Source organism: Streptomyces sp. PA03-6a, assembly GCF_033792765.1.
Classification (GTDB): Bacteria; Actinomycetota; Actinomycetes; order Streptomycetales; family Streptomycetaceae; genus Actinacidiphila.
Genome location: NZ_JARAVK010000441.1, coordinates 1 through 4,298 on the forward strand (window position 1 = coordinate 1; position 4,298 = coordinate 4,298).

Genomic DNA, 4,298 nt, shown 5'->3' on the forward strand with positions numbered 1-4,298 from the left:
GGAGTGCGCCGGCGCGGCCCCGACCTCAGACGAACGGAGCGCAGGCCCGCACTGACCGCGCCGGGCCATCGGGAGGGTGGCGGGGGATGCCCGCCGCGGGCGCAACGCACCCGCACACAACCACCGGCCTCAAGGGGCACCCGCATCCGCGCCCGCGGGCGGTTGGCCGCCGCAGGCGAGGCGGGCGAGGTCGGTGACCTCGGCGAGTGTGAGCTGGCGCACGCTCACGTCACTCCCCCGGCCTGCGCAGCAGGTCCGCGTGGGCGGCGGCGTACGCCTCCCCCGTGGTGCGGACGCGCGCGGCCTCGGCCGCCTCGTACGCCCGCACCGCCGTGCGCACGCCCTCCGCGACGGGCACGCCGTGCGCGTCGGCGAGGTCGCCCAGGGACTCCCACTCGGCGTCGGTGAAGACGAGGGTCAGCTCTTCCGCACCGGGACGGTAATCCCCGGGCGCGCCCGTCTCACCCGGTTTTCGGGCGGAGGCGGACCGCGACGGCGACGCCCGCGAGGGCGAGGACGGACATGGGGAGGAGGACGGCCGTGAAGGCGCCCGCCGCCCCGCCGAGGGCGGCGAAGACGGTGCCCGCGGCGGCGACCAGGACGACGCTGGAGAGCGCGTCGGAGACCTGGAGGGCGGCGGAGTTCGCGCCGGCCTCGGAGGGGGGCGAGAGCTTGAAGAGGATGACGCTCAGGGACGAGATGACCAGGCCCGCGCCGAGGCCGCCCACGCCCCACGCGGCGGCGGCGCTCCAGGCGGGGGCGGCGTCCAGGAGCGGCAGGGCGGCGCCGGCGATCGCGGCGGCCATGAGGAACATGCCGAGGCCGACGAGGCGTTCGCGGTGGGGTTCGAGGCGGGGGCGGCCCTGGATCCAGGAGCCGATGCCCCAGGTGACGCCGCCGCTGGCCAGGGAGAGCCCGGCGAGGGTCGGGGACATGTGCCGCTGCGTGACGAGCATGAGCGGGACGAAGCTCTCGGCGCCGAGGAACGTGCCGGACGCCACACCGCGCAGCAGCACCACGGACGGCAGTCCGCGGGCCGCGCGGAAGGTGCCGCGGGGCAGCAGCCGCAGCGCGGCCGGGACGACGAGCGCGGCGCCCGCCACGGCGAAGAGCAGCGACAGCGGCCTCAGGTCCTGCCCGGCGTACTGGAGCAGCCCGGCGCCGGCGGAGACGGCGAGCGCGAGGCGCAGCCGGCGGCCGTCGGGGGCCGCGCGGTCGTCCGGGGGCCGCTGGAGGGAGGCGCGGCGCAGCGCGGGCAGGCCGGTGAGGAGCGGGAGCACGACGAGCAGGGGGATGGCGAGGAAGACCCAGCGCCAGCCGAACTGCTCGGTGACCGTGCCGGCCACGAGCGGGCCGACGATGGAGGGCAGCACCCAGGACGCGGCGAAGGCCGCCATCACCGCGGGCCGCAGGCGTTCGGGGTAGGCGAGGCCGACGACGACGTACAGGGCGACGATGACGAGCCCGCCGCCGATGCCCTGCACGGCGCGGCCGAGCACGAACGGCCACATGGACTGGGCGGTGCCGGAGACGACCAGGCCGGCCGCGAAGGCGCCGATGCCGGTGACGAGCGGCGCCAGCGGCCCGGTGCGGTCGCACCACTGGCCGCTGACGACCATCGCGAAGAGCGAGGTGGTGAAGTAGCCGGAGAAGGCGAAGGCGTACAGCGGCAGCCCGTCCAGCTCGCGGGCGGCGATGGGCATGGCGGTGCCGACGGCGGTGGCCTCGAAGGCGATGAGCAGGACGACGGAGACCATCGCGAGGGTCAGCGCGCGGTAGCGGCTGCCCAGGACGGTGTCGGCCCCGGTGTCCGGCCCGGCGAGGGGCATGCCTGCGTGGCCGGATACCGGCTCGGTGTCTGCGGTGGTCACCACGACAGGGTAAGGGGTCAACCGGCTCGTTGCCCCTGGCACCCGGGTCGGCCTTTCGGCCTAGGGCCGGGAGAAGCGGGCCCGGGCCGGGAAGGCGTAGGCCATGCCGCACTACACCTCGTACGACGGAACCGAGCTCGCCTACCAGGACCGGGGCGAGGGGCCCGTACTGCTCGCGCTCGCCGGCGGCCCGGGGCGGGACGCCGCCTACCTGGGCGACCTGGGCGGCCTGGACCGGGGCAGGCGCCTGGTGGTCCCGGACAGCCGGGGCACCGGCGGCAGCCCGCCGGCCGGCGACCCGCTCGCCTACTCCTTCCCTCGGCTCGCCCAGGACCTGGAGGCGCTCCGCGCGCACCTGGGCCTGGAGCGCTTCGCGCTGCTCGCGCACGACGCGGCCGCCGCGACCGCGCAGGTGTACGCCGCCGCCTACCCGGAGCGGCTGACGCACCTCGTGCTGGTCACCCCGGGCTCCCGGCTGCAGGGCGAGCTGCCCGACGACGCCCGCGAGATCTTCGAGAGCCGCGTGCGCGAACCCTGGTGGCCGGAGGCGGTCGCCGCCCTCGCCGAGCTGGAGACCGCCGACGACCTCGACCGGGTCCGTACGCTGCTGCTGCAGGTCGCGCCGATGGCGTACGGCCACTGGGACGAGCCCCAGCGCGTCCACGCCGCCGCCGAGGGCGGCCAGTTGCACCCGGTCCCCCGCGCCGGTTTCTGGCAGGGCATCGACGAACCGGCCCGGCTCGCGGTCCTGGCCCGGCTGCGCGAGGTGACCTGCCCGGTGCTGGTCCTCACCGGCGACCGTGACGCCATCACCGGGATGCGCGCGGGCGAGGTCGTCGCGGCCTGCTTCCCGCACGCCCGCCTGCGTCCGCTGCACGCCGTCGGGCACTTCCCGTGGGTGGACGAACCCGGGCTGTTCCGCCCGGTGGTGGAGGAGTTCCTCGCGTCGCCCGGCGGTTCGTGAACGGCGTGTGGCAGTCCTGTTGCAGGCCCCCGGGAACCGTTGACCCCCTCCCGGGGGCCGCGTCTATGGTCGAGTCACGTCGACGACGCAAGGCCGTGTGCCCGAGTGGTTCAGGGGCTCGACTGCAAATCGAGTTACGTGGGTTCGATTCCCGCCACGGCCTCCATCCCTTGACCAGGAAAAAGAATGGGGCGCACCTCTTCCGAGGGGCGCCCCATCTGCCTGTCCGTCTCAGTTCCCGTCTCAGTTGACCGGCACGAGCACGCCGGCGGCGCCATCGTCGCCGTCATCCGGCCCGTCAGCGCCCGGCTTCCAGATCAGACCATCGACCTGCTTCGCCACCTCGGTCCGCACCGCGTCGACCATGTGCTGATAGCGGGCGGCCATGGCCGTTGTCGACCATCCCATGAGACCCATGACAGCGCGCTCGGGCACCCCGAGAATGAGCAGGACCGTGGCGGCCGTGTGGCGGGCGTCGTGCAAGCGGCCGTCCCGGACGTTCGCCTCAGCCAATAGAGCCTTCCACTCAGCCCAGTCCTTTCGGTGGGAAGCGATGCGCCCGTGTTCGTCGGGGAACACCCACCCACCTTCCACCCAGTGTTTCCCGGCCGACTTCCGTTCCGCGTCCTGCGCCTCACGGTGGGCGCTCAGCAAGTCAACGAGCTGTTCCGGGAGACCGACGGCGCGACGGCCGGCGCGTGACTTGGTGGTGGACGTCTCGGGGTTGCTGCGCCGCCTCTGCGGGCAGTACCCGGCCTTGCGTCCGCAGGGTTCCGTGCACCCGTGCGCGTACTGCGGGCGGTGCCGACTGCGGCGGACCACCACGAACCCACCTTCAAGTTCTACGTCCTGCCACTTCAGGCCCAGCACTTCCCCCTGCCGTAGTCCGAGAGCGAGGGCTACAGCCCAGCGTGCGGAGTTGCGGTGCTGGCTCGCTGCCTTCAGCAGACGTTGCACTTCCTGCACGTTGTAGGGCTCCACCTCGTACTCGTCCACCTTCGGAGCCTTTGCCAACAGGACCGGGTTCTTCCCGAGATGGCCGCGCCGTACCGCCTCGTTGAGGGCAGCGCGAAGCGTGCGGTGCGCGTGATGGGCCGTCGCGGGCTTGCTGCCGGTTGCCTGCATCTTCACGTAGAACGCTTCGATTTGCTCCGGCTTGAGCCTGTCGAGTCGGTGGGCGCCCATGCCGGGAATGAGATGCTTCCGTACAGAGACGCCGTACCCCACCATCGTGTTGTCGTTGGCCGTGAGGGGTGCGACGTTCTCAATCCAGTGCGTCAGCCACGCCTTGACCGTCCAGGGCTTGCCCGGCTTGCGCACGGTCTGGGCATCGCGTTGCCGCTCAAGCTCTCTTACGGCCTCCGTGAAGTTTCCCCGTGATCTCGGACACTCGTTGCTTACGCTGCGAGGGTGTGTTCTTGCTCGTGTCGCTGTCGGATCTCCAGCGGGGTGAGGTACCCCCA

3 protein-coding genes, 1 tRNA gene and 1 pseudogene are annotated in these 4,298 nt (G+C 73.1%); 2 read left to right on the forward strand and 3 right to left on the reverse strand.

Translation table 11 applies throughout. The features are described from left to right. Positions 1 to 229: 229 nt before the first annotated feature. Positions 230 to 358, reverse strand: a complete 129-nt coding sequence (locus PV350_RS45005) for a hypothetical protein (RefSeq protein WP_500339116.1) — start codon at positions 356 to 358, stop codon at positions 230 to 232. A 103-nt stretch (positions 359 to 461) separates the two neighbouring features. After that, positions 462 to 1,829 (reverse strand): MFS transporter, encoded by a 1,368-nt coding sequence (locus PV350_RS45010; RefSeq protein ID WP_500339117.1) that lies wholly within the window; start codon positions 1,827 to 1,829, stop codon positions 462 to 464. A 145-nt stretch (positions 1,830 to 1,974) separates the two neighbouring features. Between PV350_RS45010 and PV350_RS45015 the strand changes: the two genes are divergently transcribed. Both PV350_RS45015 and PV350_RS45020 read left to right on the forward strand, forming a co-directional pair. Continuing rightward, entirely contained in the window at positions 1,975 to 2,835 is an 861-nt protein-coding gene (locus PV350_RS45015; protein WP_499512107.1) for an alpha/beta fold hydrolase, read from the forward strand. A 91-nt stretch (positions 2,836 to 2,926) separates the two neighbouring features. Next, positions 2,927 to 3,001 (forward strand) — tRNA-Cys (locus tag PV350_RS45020). Between the two features lie 77 nt (positions 3,002 to 3,078). Here the strand turns inward: PV350_RS45020 and PV350_RS45025 are convergent. Further along, positions 3,079 to 4,203 (reverse strand): annotated as a pseudogene (locus PV350_RS45025) (tyrosine-type recombinase/integrase); the annotation flags it as partial. Between the last annotated feature and the right edge of the window lie 95 nt (positions 4,204 to 4,298).

Coding starts and splice junctions, on each gene's coding strand:
- PV350_RS45010 (WP_500339117.1), bottom strand. CDS start 1,829: ATGCCCCTCGCCGGGCCGGACACCGGGGCCGACACCGTCCTGGGCAGC.
- PV350_RS45015 (WP_499512107.1), top strand. CDS start 1,975: ATGCCGCACTACACCTCGTACGACGGAACCGAGCTCGCCTACCAGGAC.